Source organism: Microvirga aerilata, assembly GCF_016743775.1.
Classification (GTDB): Bacteria; Pseudomonadota; Alphaproteobacteria; order Rhizobiales; family Beijerinckiaceae; genus Microvirga; species Microvirga aerilata.
Window position 1 is genome coordinate 1 of sequence record NZ_JAEQMY010000310.1, and the last position, 1,045, is coordinate 1,045.

Here is a 1,045-nt window from a genome sequence, read left to right on the forward strand (position 1 = left end):
TGTATGGAACTGTCCTCGTCAAACCCATTCGGATTTGAGTAAGGTAGACCTGCTACTCGATCCAATGGGGTGATCGAATGAGACGACGGGACGCTCTCGCTCTACTCGCATCCCTTACGATGGGAACCCGCAGCCTCGCTCAGACCCAAGGCAGATTGCCGGTTATTAGCTTCCTCGGCTTTGCATCGGAGCAGGCTGACCGCGCAACCCTCACTGCCCTGCGCAGGGGATTGGTGGAGCAAGGCCATGTAGAGGGCCAAACGATCGTGCTGGAGGCTCGCCATGCCAGCGGCAATCTTGACCTGGCAAATCGGTATATCCATGAAATGATCCGTAGGCCCGTGGATGTCTTCGTGGCCCCAGGACCCGCAGCTACCCGCTCGATCCGCCGCGCTACCCAGATCCCCATCGTGGCGATCGGCCTGCCGGCGGCGGCTGGGGGCCATGACCTGTTCGCAAGCCTAGCAAGGCCCGGCGGGACCGTGACGGGTCTCTCGTATTTCGGGGAGGATCTTGCGGCAAAGCGGATCGAGGTTCTTCGCGAGTTCCTTCCGAAGCTGTCCGTGCTCGGCATCCTGCACAATGTTACAGACCCTGTGTTTCGCGACTGGGGCATCCAGACGGAAGCGTCAGCCCGCGCTCAAGGCTTGCGGAGCGTGCGCCTAGGCCTGAGCTCGCCTTCTCCTGATGAAATCACGAAACTTCTTCGATCGTTGCAGGAGCAGGGTGGTGAAGCCGTCATTGTCATCCGGGATTTTCTGACCCACACCATGGCAGACGCGATAGTCAGCACCTCCGCTTTGCTTGGGATTACAGTCGTTGCAGAGCAGGAGCGGCTTGTCGAGGCCGGAGCCTTGATGTCTTACGGGGCAGATATTCCAGACCTTTCCCGTCGCGCAGCGGGTTATGTCGATCGGATCATCAAAGGGGAGAAAGCTGCCGATCTGCCCATTCAGCTACCGACCAAGTTCGAGCTTATCATCAATCTCAAGACGGCTAAGGCGTTGGGCTTGGAAGTTCCGCCCACTCTTCTCGCCCAAGCCGA

General features: G+C 59.1%; 1 protein-coding gene. It reads left to right on the top strand.

The annotated features are described in order from the left end of the window. Window positions 1–119: 119 nt before the first annotated feature. On the top strand, window positions 120–1,045 hold a 926-nt coding region (locus tag JKG68_RS32530), incomplete at its 3' end, for an ABC transporter substrate-binding protein (protein ID WP_246516135.1).